Below are 14,228 nucleotides of genomic sequence, written 5' to 3'. Positions count from 1 at the left end.
CGTCCGTTTTAGCGTCGCACTTCTCCTTCTCCCCCGGCCCCCCTCATCCTCATCTTGAAAGAAAAGATGCGCGGCGCGCGCGAGCGGAAAGGCTCGCGCCGCGCAACAAAAACGAAGCCAAAACAGCTAGTTGTTGTCATTTTTGCTGAGTGAAAACGAAAAAGCTTCTGTGGATCAGATGCTTGCCAGCTGTTGCAGCCCGATAGGTGTGCATAACCGTTCTAGAGCGGAGCAACGCTAGATCTGTAAACAGCGGCAGGTTCTCCTTGGAGCCGGCCGTTTTTTATTGCACCTTCCCGAGCGCTCGTCGGTGGTCGTAGCCTTAAAAGGCCCACCTCGCTCGGAGCGTCCACATGGTTTGGCCCGTCGTCCGATTGCACGTCCGACCGTGCGGAGAGCGGATCCCGATCCTGATCGATCGTGACGCTGGCGTTCCGCTTCTTTTGCCGACGATCTACGTGATCACGGCCCTCCGATCGCGCGCCGCCAATACGATCGCACAACATCTTATTGGCGTGCAGGTTCTGCTTTTGTGGTGTCACGCTGAAGGTATTTCTCTCGACGACCGCATCAACTCGGGCACGTTATTTCGAGGCCACGAAGTCGATGGTCTCTGGGATGCAACCGCACGTCCGATCGCCGACCTAGGCGAGATGATTTCGGCTTCCAACCGGTGCTCGCGAAACGTTGTGAAACTTGGCCGGAAGCCGGCGGGTCTCGCCCGCGACACCGTAGGCAATCGACGCGGGGCGGTGCGGCGCTATTTGGCTTGGCTCAGCGAGCGGCGGCTCTTCGCCTTGGGCCACCAGCCTGACGCCCAGCAGGCATACCGCACAGCGCGCGACGAACTGCTCCGTTCGCTTGTAGCGCGGTCAACTAGCCTGGGCCGGCGGTGCGAGACCCGCCATGGACTGGACGATGACGAGCGGAACACGTTGCTCGATGCCATCAATCCAGTAAGCGATGCAAATCCTTGGAAGGGTCAGGCCGTTCGCCAGCGCAATCTGCTGATGATCACCCTCCTGCTGCAATTGGGCCTACGCCGCGGCGAATTGCTCGCGCTGCGCGTCGAGGACGTGGATCTCCAGAAGGGGCAGGTCCGCCTGATCCGTCGCCCTGACAACAGCAGAGATTCGAGGCGGCGTCAGCCCGTGCTCAAGACCCAGGGCAGGTTGCTAGATCTTCGGTCGAACGTCGTAGACCTGCTGTCGACCTATATTTTGCGGGTGAGGGCCGAGGCACCGTCACGCGCAATGCGGCATGGCTTCCTGTTCGTGAATCTGAGAACCGGTGCCGAACTGTCCGCATCCACGATAGAGAATATTTTCCATCAGCTTCGGAAGTTGCCGGGGCTTGCCTACCTCAAACGCCTCGGCAAGCAGATGCCGGGCGCGCCATCGGTCTACTATCTTGAGAACGTCGGCCAGAGTGGCGAAGGCGAGTTCGTACAGTTCCCCTCGTCCTCGACCTTGATGAACGGCGTGCCGATCGTCCTCGATACCTGGCGGGTATTGGGGACGATATTTTGAGACCATCGCCGCCCATAGGCGCACCCACAGGAGACAACTCGCCCATGCGCCTTGCCGACGTCTTTCCGAGGGCTGAGATCGCGGCGGCCGTGCCAGGGGCGGTGTTCCGCGACCTCGACGTGCAGGGACTGGAGGCTTTCACGGCGGATAACCCAAACACCATGATCGCCTTCGGGTTCGCGACCTGGGACCACGCCTTATCCTCGGGCCGACATGACGATCTCGATCCCCAGATGCTGGCGGGGCCCATCAACGATGAGGACCCCTGGTTTATTCGGCACGTCGAAGCGGCGCTTGGGCGGCGGGCGCTTCTCGATTTCCACTATGCCGAGGCGCGGATGCCTGGCGCGCCGGAGCCGTTCGCTTCGGTCAGCCTGGCCCACTTATACCCCAACCATCTGCATATCGGCGACGTGCTGCTCCTCGACCCGAACCGGCCGAGGCAGGATTCCCGATGGGTCGATCAGAAGTATGCCAGCCTTCGACTTTTCGGTGTTCTGTTGGAAAATCTGCGGGCGGCCGCCGCCGCGCTGGGTGTGGAGAAGCTGACGCTGACGGCCGCCAATCGGCCTTTGCGGGCCGCATTCGAGCGGCACGGCTTCCGCCTGGCCGACACCATGGGCGCGCGGATGATCGAAGCCGTTGGCGTGGCTCACAGCTTCCCGATGGAGCGGGCGGTTTAGCGTGTGTTGGCATTGTGGAAGGGCCGGAGGGCCCGTCAGTGCACCCGGCGGGCTGCGCAGAGAGTGCGATCTGTCTAATTGCGTTTGGGGCAACACGTATTCGAACGCAGCCACATGTCGGTGCGGCATTCCTTAGGACGAGGCGCTAGGCGCGCTCGGCTCGACCCGCGTGCCGGCAATTATCTGGGGATGCTTGGCGATCGGAAGCGGAGCGGCGCCGGTTCAAACCCGCCGCTCGCAGTCCGATCTCACCACGATCTGGAGGCTATGGACGCCTGGACCACTACATCTTGACTTGAAGGTCGACAGGTGGGACGAATCGGCCTCATAGTCGGAATTGGTAAATGGGGTCTTTCCGCCCACAGCCGACTCGTATTATCGGGTACTGGCGAGTGGATGATTCCGGTTTCCACTCCCACGTCATTTGAGTTTGCTTATCTCGCCGACGGGTTTGGTCGGATGTTCAGGACGTCTTCAAAGCAGGAGCGACGGCTGAAAAGCATTGAAGCAGCGTAGATCGCTGATGGTGGGGAGAGGACGGAACATCCTGGAACTTTGCCGGTCACCGGAAAGTCCATCCTCTCACCCGATTCCCAACCCGTTTCCGAGTCGGTGAGCGAGCAATAGCGGCGGCCGCGTAAGCACACAATGGCCGCGACTGCTAACAGCGCCGTTGGCCGGCTCGGATGTTTCCAAATCATTCCTCCAGGGTCGTGAAGGACCCTTAGTAGGTACAGCGCGCGCTGGCGGCTGACCCTACGTCCCATTTTGTCGGGGAGGTCTGGTTACATCCGCCCGCGACCGTGAATGCCACAGCCATTCAGCGGCCGAGCGCCAACCAAAGGAGGGACCCATGGTCCCTAGCGCCGACCTCGACACCGTCCACTGCTGTCCTCGTTCAACGCCGCCGGCCCGTCAGGCCGCTTGCCTGGAGGTCCAGCTATGAGGGACGGTCACGCCTATAACGCGGAGCTGCCCAAGGGCATCAGCCGCAGCCGGCCGCTGCCGGACGAGAAGCTGGGCGCTTTGTGGGACTCCATCGTCATCGAGGAGGAGACCAAAAAGCAGCTTCTGTCCCAGGCGGTTCTCAACTTCACCCTGCGGGGAAAGGTCGATCGGACCGTCATTCCCCTGCACGGCGTGATCCTGCTCACCGGTGAGCCCGGCACAGGCAAGACGTCGCTGGCGCGGGGGCTGGCTCATCGCACGGCGATGGCGTTCCGGGGCGGCCGGTTCAAGCTGCTGGAAGTCGAGCCCCATTCCCTGACCAGCTCGGCGATGGGCAAAACCCAGCGGGCAGTTTCGGACCTCTTTTCCCAAGCGATCGCCGAGGCCGCCATGAGCGGGCCCACGATCGTCTTATTGGACGAGGTCGAGACCCTGGCGGCCGACCGCTCGAAGATGAGCCTGGAAGCCAACCCCATCGATATCCACCGCGCCACCGACGCGGTCCTAGTGCAGTTGGACGCGCTAGCCGAGCGGTTCCCCGATCTGCTCTTCGTGGCAACGAGCAATTTTCCCGACGCCGTCGACAGCGCGTTCACCTCCCGCTGCGACCTGGTCCTGCGCGTGCCGTTGCCCGACCGGGCGGCCTGCGGCCAGATCCTGCGCGACTGCCTGACGGGCCTGGGGAGGACCTATCCCGAGATCGGTCGCCTGGCGTCCGCGCCGGGCATTGAGCGCTGCGCCCAGGAATGCGTCGGGCTCGATGGCCGCGCGATCCGCAAGATGGTGGCCAACGCCTTGGCCTGTCGCCAGGAGGTGGCGATGGATCCGGCCAAGGTCACGCTCGATGACGTGCTGCGCGCCGCCCAGCGCGCCAAGGCCAATCGCATGGGGGGGGAGTCGAAATGACCACCGTCGCCAGCCGCAGGTTTTCCAGCACGCCTCAACGCGATGCCGGCGCCACCTGGCGGGCCGTCGTCGATCTTCTGACGGGGGGCGCGACCGGCGCCAAACGCGACGAATTGCTGGCCGTGGCTGGCGTCGCCTCCAGCATCATCGCAGACATGGCGGCCAAGGACGCGGCCATCGTCGTCACCTGCGATGGGCCGCGCACCCGCATCTATTGCCTCTACGACGATGACGCCATCGACGGCTCGGACGCGAACGAAGACGCCCTTGGCTATGATCCCCTGGACGGCGATTGGCGCGTGTCGCTCCCTTGCGAGCCCGACGACCTGGCTTGGGTCCAGGGGGCGCTGAAAAAGCACAGCACGCGCATTACCGCCCGGGACAAGGCCTCGGCCATTGGCGGCGAAAGCGCCAGCAGTGGCCAGAGGGCCGCCGGTCTTGTCCTGGACCCGAAAGGATTCCTCGGGTCATGACCGCCGTCACCGTCAACACCTACACCCACTCGGTCACCTACGTGGCCGACAACATGCTCAAGAGCCTCAAGGACATCATCCGTCTGAGCGGCCTGGACCCCGCCGCATTCATCGACGACTGGGACGTCAACATGCGGGGGATCCGCACCTGGCTCGACACCGGCGACCTCGAAACCGTCAAGCTGGAGATTTTCGATCCCAAGACCGACGCGCTTCTTGTTCGATGGGACATGGACGTCGTCTACGGCTGGAGCTCCGGCGACGGCAACTTCTGGGTCGACACCGAGCAGTTGAAGTACGCGATCCTCAAGGCCGGCGTGTGGCCCAGCCAGGCCAGATACCGTCTGCTGCTGCACACCAAGCCGGGCCGCCCCGACGTGGCCGGCTGGAGCAAGACCAGCGCCCGGTCTACGGCCGGCTTCACCAAGCAGTCCCTGGGTACAACGATCGATCACAGCGGCCTTGGGGCCAATGCCGGTTACTGGAGGAAGGCCTGATGCTCACCGTCGATGAAGCGTTTCGGAAGTTCAAAAGCCGTCTGGAGCTGAACGACCGCGAGCAGAAGAACGCCACCGCGCGCCATACCGAAGTGCGCGACTACATCCACACGAAGTTCAAGATCGAGAAGGATTTCCTGACCGGGTCCTACAAGCGGCACACCAAGACCAAGCCGCTCAAGGACATCGACATCTTCTTCGTCCTCAAGGACTCCGAGCGCGAAACGTACCGCGACAAGGCGCCGTCGATGGTCATCGGCGATTTCTATGACGCCCTGGTCGAGAAGTACGGGACCGGCGCGGTCCGCAAGCAGGGCCGTTCGGTCAATGTCAACTTCGGCATCGTCGCCGACGCCGAGGACAACACCGACTACCGGGTGCTCAGCGTAGATGTCGTCCCGGCCTTCACCTGCGGCGGCGACTACGAGATCGCCGACACCGACAAGGGCGAGTGGATCAAGACCAATCCGGAAATTCACGCCTCCAAGGCCGTAGCCGCCCACCAGGCCTATTCCAACGAATGGAAGGGCTTGGTGCGCATGGCCAAATACTGGAACAACAACCCCCGTCACGGTGAAAAGCCGGTCAAGCCCTCGTTCCTGATCGAGGTCATGGCGCTCCAGTGCCTGTACGGGGGCTGGCAAGGCCGGTTCGACTACGAGTTCCAGTCGTTCTTCCAGACCCTGGCCGACAGGATAACCGACGAATGGCCCGATCCGGCCGGCCTTGGCCCGCCGATCAGCGACGGCATGGACGCGGCCCGCAAGCAGCGGGCGAAAACCCTGCTGCAGACGGCCAGCCGCGACGCCAGCCTGGCGATCAATCTGAGCCGGCAGGGTAAGAACGGCGAGGCGCTGAAGGCCTGGCGCGCGCTCTTTGGGCCCAAGTTCCCGCTGTCGTAGGGGCGCGTCGCGCCGACCGCATATTCTGGAGATCATGATGGCCGATGCGGTGACGCCGCGATGGAACGGCGACAAGTACCAGGCGCGGGTGTTCTGGCATAACGCCCTGCACATGCTGGCCACGGACTCCGTCGTCGTGGAGGTCACCTTCGAGGCCGACGCGCCCAAGGCCTTCGACGACGTCGTGGTCAAATACGATCCGCCCATCGCGGGGTCTGGACCGGTGCGGGTGCCTGCGACCTATCACCAGGTCAAATGGCACGTCGAGCTGGGTGGCCGCTTTGGCTACAAGGACTTCATCGAGCCGGACTTCATCGGCGCAACCAGCGTGTCGCTTCTCCAGCGGCTGCGCGAGGCCAAGAAGATCGCGCCCGCTGGCGCCCAGTTCGACTTCGTGACCACCTATCGCATCCATGACGACGACCCTCTGTCGCCGCTGCTGTCGGGGACCGATCGCTCGATCCTCATCGACCGCCTGTTCGACGGAACCACCGACCGAAGCAAGACCGGCAAGATCCGTAAGCTCTGGCGCGAGCACCTGGGACTGGCTTCGGACGACGAGCTGAAGGCCGTCGTCTCGGGGCTACGCATCTTCGATGGGCAGTTGTCGCTCGATGAGTTGCGCGCCCAGGTCAATCTGCGGGCGGAGGTGGTCGGCGCCCTGACCTGCCGGAACAACTCCGACTTCCGCTATGACGGCTTGGCCCAGGCCCTCAAATCGCGGCGCCTCAACAGCTTTACCCGCGAGACCTTGCGCGCGATCCTGGCCGAGGAAGGACTGCTGGCGGAGGTCGCGCCCTTGGCGGACGCGCCGCTGCCGGTCGCCATTCGCAGCTTTCACGGTCTGGCGGCCGACCTGAGCATCGCCTCGCCCGAGAACACCCTGGTCCTGACCGAGGCGTTCAATCAACGATACCTGCGCGCGGATCGCAGCTGGCAGGACGACATCGGGCCGCGAGTTTCCACCTTCCTGGCCGAGGCCGCCCGGCGGTCGGGGAAGCTTCGCCTGTCGCTGGACGCCCATGCCTCCATCGCCTTCCTGGCCGGCTCGGTGCTGGACGTGAAATCGGGCGTCGACACCACCCTGGTCCAGAAGGGGCGGGTCGGTAGTCGCGAGTGGCGCGCCGACGATGGAACGGGGGCGGGCGCGGCCAGGCTCGTCGTGACCTCGACGGCGCTGGGCAAGGGTAGGGACATTGCCGTGGCGCTGGGCGTGTCGCGCGACGCCGAAAAGGAAACGCGCGCCTATGTCGCCAAGTCGCTGAAGGGTGTGGGAAAGCTCCTGACGTTCACGATGCCGTCCGGGCCAGGGCAACAGGTCGTCGCCGGCGGCGGCCACGCCGCAGCCTTGGCCGAGCAGATCGCCAACCAGGTTCGCGACTCCCGGGAGGACCCCGACGCGGTCGTGCACATCTTCGCGGCCTGCCCCAACAGCGTTATGTTCTTCCTGGGTCAGGAACATCGCGGCGTCGCGCCCTGCGTCGTCTACGAGTTTGACTTCGATCGCCGGGGCAACAAGAGCTACCAGCCGTCCTTTGTCATCGAGTAAGCCATGAGCCCCGAGGAAAAGCTTCACCTCCGCCTTGTCTATTCGCTTCGGGACCTTGAGCTGGCCAACAGCGCCCTGGCGTTCCTCGACGAGTTGGATGTCACAGCGCGGTATTCGAAAATCGAGCTGCGCCGCTACCGGTGCTTCCTGGAGAGCGCGGTCATCGCCTATTGGCGACCCTTCGCGGTCGCCGATGGTCTGCCGGCGCTTGGCTTCGAGGCCTTGGGCGTCGTGCCCACGGCGGAACAGCAAGCCCTGCATGAGCGTCTTCGCATCTTCCGCAACAAGGTCGTGGCCCATTCCGACCCCAAGCAGATGCGCGTCCTGCTGACGGCCCATAAGGCGCATGTCGATCATGACGCTCAGATGCCCTTCCTGGTGATCGACGAGGGCTTGGAGTTCCTTGACGATCGCGCCCTCTGGCGAGGCTGGGTCTCCATCCTGATCGGGGCGCTAGCCAACTATGTCTTCGAGACGGTCCAGGGGACGAGCTCCTACCGTTTCGAGCAGGACTACCTCAACCAAGGCCAATAGGTCGTCGAGACGACCTCACCGGCAGGGCCTGGTACTTAGCCGAAGTCCGAACCGGCGAGCCTACGGCCCTGGTCGAGCGTCCGGATCCCGCATGGCGCCTTCCAATGTTCCCGCCAGACAATCTGCGCCATGGTTTGGTGGCTTGCGCCTTGAGGCGTAGACATGCTGCATGACGAGGGGGAACAGCAGGTTCGATGAGATACGATCAATATACGGGCTCAGGCTTTGCCTATGACTACGTCCAGCTTCCACTCGTGGTCACTGACGAACAAGTTGCCGCTTACTGCGCCGACTCGCGGAAGCGGTTCGCTACGATCGCAAAATGTTTTACCGATGCCGACAATAGCCGATGGATGTTGCGACACTACCTGGCCCTGAAATACGTCATAAACGCATCCATCATGGTGGGAGCCTCGGAGTATTCTGCCAAGCATAACCTAGGCATGAGCGTGCCCTACCTGAATTATTACACTCTATTGAATGTCTGCCGAGCATTTCTTTGGACGGCCGCAGACGGCCTTCCAGTGGGGAACGAGGCAGAGACGCTCAAGCACGATCGGATACTGAACACGACAGCCAACCTGATGCGCAGGCTGGACGTCGCGGCCGAGGCTCGTTGGGGTGGTGTCGCCGACACCATGGTATCGCTCGCGCTCAGAGGCCTTCGACGATGAACGCTCGATAGTCGGCGGACAGGTGGCGGAAGGCGCGGGCCTCGCGATAGGCGTCGCTGTCGTACCAGTCCCGGGCCGCCTCGATCGTGGGGAATTCCAGCACCACGACGCTTTCGATCGCCGCGCCCTCCAGGACCTGGGGTGCGGACTGGCTGGCGCGGCGCACGAAGTCGCGGCCTTCGAAACTGCGCGGAAGCTTCTCGTAATAGGACTTGATGGTCTCCGGATCGCGTAGCCGATCACGGATGAAGATTGCGTAGGCGACCATGCGGCGGAACCTTGCTGAGTGAGAACCGCACCCGATTTGGGACGCCGCGGGCGCAAATTCGATGAGACCTTGGTATCGAGCCCGATCTTTGGCTTCATCAAGCCTGCCAACGACACCAAGGTCCTATGGCGACCGAAGTCCGCGGCGCGCATCTGCGAGATCTGAACAGGATCATCCGCGGGAGCCCGTCATGTTGAGCCCACATCAGCGCGACCAGGACCATTTTCACTTCGTTCGGCCAGAGGATGTCGCCTGGCGGCCATTCCCCGCCTTTCCGCCCGAGGCGCGCCTGGCGGTGCTGCTGGGAGATCCGGGTCAGCCGGGCGTCTATGTGATCCGGGTCAAATTGCCCGCCGGCGTCCGGATGGCCCCGCACCGGCACCCCGAGGACCGGATCTACACCGTGATTTCCGGGATCTTTTACGTCGGCCTCGGGGACATCTTCGATGTGAACAAGCTTCAGGCGTTCGCCCCTGGCAGCCTGGTCGTGCTGCCGGGCGGCCAGTCTCATTTCCACTGGGCCAGAGACGGCGAATACGTCACCCAGGTTTCGGCCCTGGGGCCGCTGGGGTTGGAATATGTCGCCGCCGAGAACGATCCGCGCCACCACACCCGGCAGCCTGGTCTGGCCTCGCCATAATACCGAGCGGCGTAAGGGTGTCGGCCGGAGAGTGACCGTTCTGGCTGGGCGAGGCCCGTCCCATTTGCCGAATGCGCCCGGAGCGGGAGCCGACCGGCTCAGGCGCGAAGCGCCCTTCAACATGCCAGGATTGGATGCCCCATGCCCCGAACGATCACGATCGACTTCGTTTCAGACGTTTCCTGTCCTTGGTGCGTCATTGGCCTTGGAAACCTGGACGTCGCGCTGAAGCGCCTCGAAGACCTGGTCGAGCCGGTCATCCGCTTCCAGCCGTTCGAGCTCAATCCCGGCCTGCCGCCAGAGGGCGAGAACCGCTACGACAATGTCGCGCGCAAGTACGGCACGGGCCACGCCCAGGCCAAGGCAAACCGGGAGCGGCAGCGAGACCTCGCCGCGAAGGTGGGCTTCGACATGGTGACCACGGAGGACAGCCGGTTCTACAACACCTTCGACGCGCACCGACTGCTGTACTGGGCGCAGGGCGAAGGCCGCCAGCCGGCGCTGAAGCGCGCCTTGCTCGCCGCGTACCATACCGACATGCAGGCCCCGAACGATCATGAGGTGCTGGAGGCCGCCGCGGCGTCCGCCGGCCTGGATCGCGCCGCCGCACGCGAGGTGCTCGCCTCCGGACGGTATGCCGACGAGGTGCGAGAGACCGAGCAAGCCTGGCTGCGGGCGGGCGTAACGGGCGTGCCCGCAGTGGTCGTCGATGGGCGCTACCTGATCTCCGGCGCTCAACCGCCCGAGGCGTTCGAGCAGGTTATTCGCAAGGCCCTGTCAGAAGCGGCCTGAGAAGACGCGCTGCCCGTTCGACAGGGCGAGACCTAGGTGTCGACGACACCTTGGTGCAATGGCCCTCCGGTCTGACGACCCGTAGGCTGACCCCACCCAGGACGGCGTCAAAGCCCTGGAGTTTTCCAAGCCCGCGCTGACCAGTCCGGGGCGCTCAGGCGTCCATGGCCCCGACCCGGACAGGCGCTATCGACGGAGACCGCTGATGAAGATCCTGATGGTTCTGACCTCTCACGACAAGCTCGGGGACACCGGCCGCAAGACCGGGTTCTGGCTCGAGGAGTTCGCCGCCCCATACTATGTGTTCAAGGACGCCGGCGCCGAAGTGACCTTGGCTTCGCCGAAGGGCGGCCAGCCGCCGATCGATCCCAAGAGCGACGAGCCCGGCAACCAGACCGACGCCATGGCGCGGTTCAAGGGCGATCCGGCAGCCCAGGAGGCGCTGGCCAACACCGTGAAGCTGGAAACCGTCTCCGACGAGGGTTTCGACGCCGTCTTCTACCCCGGCGGCCACGGGCCGATGTGGGACCTGACCGACAATCCAGCGTCCATCGCGCTGATTGAGGCCTTCTACGACGCGGGCAAGCCGGTGGCGGCGGTCTGTCATGCCCCGGCCGTGCTGCACAAGGTCATGCACGACGGGCAGCCGCTGGTGAAGGGCAAGCGCGTCACCGGCTTCACCAACACGGAGGAGGAAGAGGTCCAGCTGACGCACGTCGTGCCGTTTCTGGTCGAAGACGAGCTCAAGCGGTTGGGCGGCCTCTACGAGAAGACCGACAACTGGCTGCCGTTCGCCGTCGTCGACGGCCGGCTGGTGACCGGTCAGAACCCGGCATCGTCGACCTACGGCGCCCTGGAGCTGTTGCGGCTGCTTCGCGCCTAGCGCATGGACTCAGGCTCGCGACGCCGCGCCACGCGCGGAAAGAGGCTCCAGGCCGACGGGTATGGAGAACGAGAAGGTCGCCCCGCCGTCGGCGTTGGGCTCGGCCCAAAGGCGTCCGCCATGGCTCTCGATGATGGAGCGGCTGACCGATAAGCCGATGCCCATGCCGTTGCTCTTGGTCGTGAAGAACGGCTGAAACACCGCCTCGGCGTCGTCGACTCCGATGCCGGCTCCGACATCATGGACGCTCAAGACGATTCCGTGCTCACGGTCATGCGCCGTGCGGATCGTGACCAGTCGTTGCCGGCCGCGAACGTCAGACATGGCGTCGGCGGCGTTGGTCAGCAGGTTCAGGATGACCTGTTGCAACTGCACGCGGTCGGCGGCGATCGCGGGCAGATCCTCGGCGAGTTTCGTCTGGATCGTCACGTAGGACCGCTGGAGATCATTGGCCAGCAGCGCCACGACCTCCGAGGCGGCGTCGTTGAGGTCGACATTGTCGCCCCGCGCCGTCTCCTTCGCGTAGAGCTTGCGCAGACGCAGCACGATCTCGGTCGCGCGGTTGCCGTCGCGGATCGTGCGCCGCGCCGTCTCCAGGGCGCCGTCGATGTTCGGGGGAGCGCTCGCCAGCATGCGCAGGCAGGTGTTGGCGTTGGTTATGATGCCGGACAGAGGTTGGTTGACCTCGTGGGCGATCGAGGCCGTTAGCGCGCCGAAGCTCAAGACGCGCGTGACGTGCGCCAGCTCGGCGCGAACCTTGTGAAGCCCCTCCTCGGCGATCTTGCGCTGGGTCACGTCCTGAACGGCCCCCAGGCATTCGAGGCGGCCATCCGGGTGGCGGACCAATCGTCCAAAGACGCGCACGTGCTTGATGCGGTCGTCCGCCGTCCTGAGCCGGATCTCGTATTCGGGATTGTCCACCCCGGCGCGGATGTCCGCCATCTTGGCGTCGAGCAGGATCTGGTCCTCGGGATGGACCAGATCGCGTATGAGATCGAACGTCACCACCCCGCGATGGTCGAATTCGAAGATCCGATAGAGTTCGTCGGAGAAGTTCAGCTCGTCGGTATCCACACGCCAGGAAAAGCTGCCGGTGGAGCTGATGCGCTGGCCCTCGGCGAGAAACGTCTCGCTGCGCCTGAGCGCCGCTTCGGCTCGCTTGCGATCCTCGATGTCGGTGTTGACCCCATACCATTTCACGATGCCGCCGGCGTCGTCTCGCAACGGGTCGACGCGGAACAGGAACCAGCGGTAGACGCCGTCGTGGCGCCGGATGCGCGCCTCGGCTTCACCGCCCGCCCCGCGTGCGCGGAAGCCGGACCAGGCCTCGCTCAAGGCGGGAAGGTCGTCGGGGTGGACGAAATGGCTCCACTGCCATTCGCTCAACTGGTCGAGCGACTGGCCGACATAGTCGAGATAGTGCTGGTTGAGGAAGTCGGCCGCGCCGTCCGGGCGCGCCGACCAGGCCAGGGCCGGAATGGTGTCGATGGTCAGCCGAAGATTGCGCTCGCTGGCCTCGAGGGCCCGTTCGGCCCGCTTGCGGTCATCCACGTCGATCAGCAGGCAATACCAGCGAACAATACGCCCTTCATCGTCCCTGTGCGGGCGACCCAGCACCTGGAACCAGCGGTAGACGCCGTCAAAGCACCTGGCCCTCGACTCGTACTCGTAGGGCTCGCCGGCCAGCATGGCCTTCCTGAACACGGCGATGGCGATGTGGACGTCGTCAGGATGGGCGGGGCCCTTGGTGGCCCAGGCTTCGGCGCTCTCCCGGTCGATATCCAGATAGTCGTAGAAACGCTGGTTGCCGCCTTCGAACCGGCCGTCCGCCGTGAACGTGCAGACCAGGCCCGGAATGCTGTTGATGGTCAGCCGAAGATCGATCTCGCTGGCGCGCAGGGCCTCTTCGGCCCGCTTGCGATCATCGATGTCGGTCAGCAGGCCGTACCAGCGGACGATCTGGCCGCTGGCGTCGCGAAGCGGTTGTCCGCGGATCTGGAACCAGCGAAACGCCCCGTCGAAACGCCGGAAGCGGGTTTCGAAGTCGTAGGGCTCGCCTGACGCCAGCGAAGCACCGAAGCTTTCGATGCAATGTTGCAGGTCGTCCGGATGGGTCGTTCCGTTCGTCGCCCAGCGGGCAACCTCCTCGAGCGGTTGCTTGAAGTAGTCGAGAAGCTGCTGATTGCCGCCGATCAACTCGCCCTGCGGTGAGAACACGCAGATCATGGCCGCGACGCTCTGCACGATCAGCCGCAGCTCGCGTTCGCTCTCGCGCACCGCGTCGTCCGTGCGCTCGTCCGCACCGTCCAAAAGCGCGTAGACGTTGCGCGCCGCAGTCAGGTCCCAGTCTGCGCGCGGCCGGGGCGCAGTGTTTTCTTCCATGATGACTTCCGCGCCTTGAGAGCGACCGCTCGGGAGCCGAACCCGCGTCGGCCGATCCGTGAATTTCAGAATATTTCGGCGCGGGCTGCAATCTTCAGTTGGCGCGATGCGTTGCGGACCCTCGTGTTTCAGCGTGGCAGGCCGCGGCCGCTACGGGGAGGCTCTTTCGCCAACGCCTCGGCGGCAGACCTACAAGATCGTGGAAGGCGCGCGTGAGGTGGGCCTGGTCGCAGAAGCCGCAATCCTGCGCGACCTGGGCCAGCGCGGCCGAGGTGTCCGCCAGCAGCGTCTTGGCCCGTTCTATCCGGCGGCGGCGAATAAAGCTCTGAGGCGTGACGCCCACGCTGTTCTTGAAGGCCCGGGCAAAGTGACTCATCGACAGGCCCGCCACCTGGGCCAGCTCCGAGACCCTGATCTGCCTGTCGAGGTGAGCGTCGATACAGCACATGATCTTGCGCAGGCGCCACGGGGGCAGGAATGGGGCCTTGACGCCTGGGCGCGTTTCCAAGGGCGCGACAGGCCGCGCTGGGCGAGGCGCGCCGGCGTATGAAATCGCGGCGTCCAAGGC

At 64.4% G+C, this 14,228-nt stretch carries 15 protein-coding genes; 12 read left to right on the top strand and 3 right to left on the bottom strand.

Annotated features, from left to right (window positions below; all coding sequences use genetic code 11):
* The first annotated feature begins 353 nt into the window (after window positions 1–353).
* The 9 genes from J2X41_RS01750 (at window position 354) to J2X41_RS01710 (ending at window position 8,695) form a co-directional block, all read left to right on the top strand.
* Window positions 354–1,529, top strand: a complete 1,176-nt coding sequence (locus J2X41_RS01750; protein WP_310079163.1) for a tyrosine-type recombinase/integrase — start codon at window positions 354–356, stop codon at window positions 1,527–1,529.
* 44 nt (window positions 1,530–1,573) lie between these two features.
* Window positions 1,574–2,212 (top strand): hypothetical protein, encoded by a 639-nt coding sequence (locus J2X41_RS01745; RefSeq protein ID WP_310079162.1) that lies wholly within the window; start codon window positions 1,574–1,576, stop codon window positions 2,210–2,212.
* Window positions 2,213–3,238: 1,026 nt separating this feature from the next.
* On the top strand, window positions 3,239–4,066 hold the full coding sequence (locus J2X41_RS01740) for an AAA family ATPase (protein ID WP_310079160.1): 828 nt from the start codon (window positions 3,239–3,241) through the stop codon (window positions 4,064–4,066).
* Window positions 4,063–4,539: a hypothetical protein gene (locus J2X41_RS01735; protein WP_310079159.1), complete on the top strand. Its 477-nt coding sequence runs from the start codon at window positions 4,063–4,065 to the stop codon at window positions 4,537–4,539. The genes J2X41_RS01740 and J2X41_RS01735 overlap by 4 nt, the downstream gene beginning before the upstream one ends.
* On the top strand, window positions 4,536–5,036 hold the full coding sequence (locus J2X41_RS01730) for an HORMA domain containing protein (RefSeq protein WP_304281566.1): 501 nt from the start codon (window positions 4,536–4,538) through the stop codon (window positions 5,034–5,036). The genes J2X41_RS01735 and J2X41_RS01730 overlap by 4 nt, the downstream gene beginning before the upstream one ends.
* Entirely contained in the window at window positions 5,036–5,938 is a 903-nt protein-coding gene (locus J2X41_RS01725; protein ID WP_310079158.1) for a CBASS oligonucleotide cyclase, read from the top strand. The genes J2X41_RS01730 and J2X41_RS01725 overlap by 1 nt, the downstream gene beginning before the upstream one ends.
* A 37-nt stretch (window positions 5,939–5,975) precedes the next feature.
* Window positions 5,976–7,487: an SAVED domain-containing protein gene (locus J2X41_RS01720; protein WP_310079157.1), complete on the top strand. Its 1,512-nt coding sequence runs from the start codon at window positions 5,976–5,978 to the stop codon at window positions 7,485–7,487.
* Window positions 7,488–7,490: 3 nt separating this feature from the next.
* The gene (locus J2X41_RS01715) at window positions 7,491–8,021 is read left to right on the top strand and encodes a hypothetical protein (protein ID WP_310079155.1); all 531 of its coding nucleotides are present in this window, start codon (window positions 7,491–7,493) and stop codon (window positions 8,019–8,021) included.
* A 194-nt stretch (window positions 8,022–8,215) separates the two neighbouring features.
* The gene (locus J2X41_RS01710; protein WP_310079153.1) at window positions 8,216–8,695 is read left to right on the top strand and encodes a hypothetical protein; all 480 of its coding nucleotides are present in this window, start codon (window positions 8,216–8,218) and stop codon (window positions 8,693–8,695) included.
* On the opposite strand, the gene J2X41_RS01705 is transcribed toward J2X41_RS01710, so the two are convergent.
* Window positions 8,676–8,963, bottom strand: coding sequence for a DUF1330 domain-containing protein (locus tag J2X41_RS01705; RefSeq protein WP_310079151.1), 288 nt, complete (start codon window positions 8,961–8,963; stop codon window positions 8,676–8,678). The two genes, J2X41_RS01710 and J2X41_RS01705, sit on opposite strands and share 20 nt — an antisense overlap.
* 190 nt (window positions 8,964–9,153) lie before the next feature.
* Here J2X41_RS01705 and J2X41_RS01700 point away from each other — a divergent pair, with 190 nt between their 5' ends.
* The 3 genes from J2X41_RS01700 to J2X41_RS01690 all read left to right on the top strand — a co-directional run bounded on the left by J2X41_RS01700 (window position 9,154) and on the right by J2X41_RS01690 (window position 11,278).
* Window positions 9,154–9,603 carry a cupin domain-containing protein gene (locus J2X41_RS01700; protein WP_310079149.1) on the top strand — a complete coding sequence of 150 codons (450 nt, stop codon included), beginning with the start codon at window positions 9,154–9,156 and terminating at the stop codon, window positions 9,601–9,603.
* A gap of 141 nt (window positions 9,604–9,744) precedes the next feature.
* Window positions 9,745–10,395, top strand: a complete 651-nt coding sequence (locus J2X41_RS01695; protein WP_310079148.1) for a DsbA family oxidoreductase — start codon at window positions 9,745–9,747, stop codon at window positions 10,393–10,395.
* A 205-nt stretch (window positions 10,396–10,600) separates the two neighbouring features.
* On the top strand, window positions 10,601–11,278 hold the full coding sequence (locus J2X41_RS01690) for a type 1 glutamine amidotransferase domain-containing protein (RefSeq protein ID WP_310079147.1): 678 nt from the start codon (window positions 10,601–10,603) through the stop codon (window positions 11,276–11,278).
* A 9-nt stretch (window positions 11,279–11,287) separates the two neighbouring features.
* On the opposite strand, the gene J2X41_RS01685 is transcribed toward J2X41_RS01690, so the two are convergent.
* Both J2X41_RS01685 and J2X41_RS01680 read right to left on the bottom strand, forming a co-directional pair.
* Window positions 11,288–13,660 carry a PAS domain-containing protein gene (locus J2X41_RS01685; protein ID WP_310079146.1) on the bottom strand — a complete coding sequence of 791 codons (2,373 nt, stop codon included), beginning with the start codon at window positions 13,658–13,660 and terminating at the stop codon, window positions 11,288–11,290.
* A 94-nt stretch (window positions 13,661–13,754) separates the two neighbouring features.
* Window positions 13,755–14,225 (bottom strand): AraC family transcriptional regulator, encoded by a 471-nt coding sequence (locus J2X41_RS01680; RefSeq protein WP_310079144.1) that lies wholly within the window; start codon window positions 14,223–14,225, stop codon window positions 13,755–13,757.
* Window positions 14,226–14,228: the final 3 nt, after the last annotated feature.

The sequence above is a fragment of the Caulobacter sp. BE254 genome (assembly GCF_031457295.1).
GTDB lineage: Bacteria > Pseudomonadota > Alphaproteobacteria > Caulobacterales > Caulobacteraceae > Caulobacter.
Note: the sequence above shows the minus strand (reverse complement) of the source record. Positions and strands in the feature narration are given on the sequence as shown.

Excerpts from the sequence above, each read along its gene's own strand:
- J2X41_RS01750 (WP_310079163.1), top strand. The coding sequence starts at position 354 with ATGGTTTGGCCCGTCGTCCGATTGCACGTCCGACCGTGCGGAGAGCGG.
- J2X41_RS01745 (WP_310079162.1), top strand. The coding sequence starts at position 1,574 with ATGCGCCTTGCCGACGTCTTTCCGAGGGCTGAGATCGCGGCGGCCGTG.
- J2X41_RS01735 (WP_310079159.1), top strand. The coding sequence starts at position 4,063 with ATGACCACCGTCGCCAGCCGCAGGTTTTCCAGCACGCCTCAACGCGAT.
- J2X41_RS01730 (WP_304281566.1), top strand. The coding sequence starts at position 4,536 with ATGACCGCCGTCACCGTCAACACCTACACCCACTCGGTCACCTACGTG.
- J2X41_RS01725 (WP_310079158.1), top strand. The coding sequence starts at position 5,036 with ATGCTCACCGTCGATGAAGCGTTTCGGAAGTTCAAAAGCCGTCTGGAG.
- J2X41_RS01720 (WP_310079157.1), top strand. The coding sequence starts at position 5,976 with ATGGCCGATGCGGTGACGCCGCGATGGAACGGCGACAAGTACCAGGCG.
- J2X41_RS01715 (WP_310079155.1), top strand. The coding sequence starts at position 7,491 with ATGAGCCCCGAGGAAAAGCTTCACCTCCGCCTTGTCTATTCGCTTCGG.
- J2X41_RS01710 (WP_310079153.1), top strand. The coding sequence starts at position 8,216 with ATGAGATACGATCAATATACGGGCTCAGGCTTTGCCTATGACTACGTC.
- J2X41_RS01705 (WP_310079151.1), bottom strand. The coding sequence starts at position 8,963 with ATGGTCGCCTACGCAATCTTCATCCGTGATCGGCTACGCGATCCGGAG.
- J2X41_RS01700 (WP_310079149.1), top strand. The coding sequence starts at position 9,154 with ATGTTGAGCCCACATCAGCGCGACCAGGACCATTTTCACTTCGTTCGG.
- J2X41_RS01695 (WP_310079148.1), top strand. The coding sequence starts at position 9,745 with ATGCCCCGAACGATCACGATCGACTTCGTTTCAGACGTTTCCTGTCCT.
- J2X41_RS01690 (WP_310079147.1), top strand. The coding sequence starts at position 10,601 with ATGAAGATCCTGATGGTTCTGACCTCTCACGACAAGCTCGGGGACACC.
- J2X41_RS01685 (WP_310079146.1), bottom strand. The coding sequence starts at position 13,660 with ATGGAAGAAAACACTGCGCCCCGGCCGCGCGCAGACTGGGACCTGACT.